The 292-nt window shown below is 50.3% G+C and carries 1 protein-coding gene; it reads right to left on the bottom strand.

Translation table 11 applies throughout. The features are described 5' to 3' along the window. Positions 1 to 292, bottom strand: a 292-nt coding sequence (locus CWB99_RS23815) for a hypothetical protein (protein ID WP_349304515.1), incomplete at both ends; no start/stop codon positions are given.

The following is a 292-nucleotide window of genomic DNA, read 5'->3' as shown; positions in this document are numbered from 1 at the left end:
AGTAACCAGTGTCCAGTACTTAACGGAAAGGCGAGAACAAAGCTATCAGCACTGTGCCCGTGGCCGATTTGCGGCATGATGGCGGCGCTATCAATGGGTAGGATCATAGCGCCAATAAGCAAAAGGTATAGAGGAAAAGCCCAGCGTGCGGTCTTTAAATGACGGATATCCTGATTATCAACCACGGTGACATGGAACTGACGTGGCAAGCAAATGATTGCAGCGGCGGCCATCAAGGTTTGACCGATAAAGCCAAAGCTGAGCATATCGGAGCTTTGCCAATGCTGCCAGA

Origin of the sequence: Pseudoalteromonas rubra (assembly GCF_005887095.1) — a bacterium.
GTDB classification, from domain to species: domain Bacteria; phylum Pseudomonadota; class Gammaproteobacteria; order Enterobacterales; family Alteromonadaceae; genus Pseudoalteromonas; species Pseudoalteromonas rubra_E.
The sequence above is the reverse complement of the archived record's forward strand: the minus strand, read 5'-3'. Positions and strand labels throughout refer to the sequence as shown.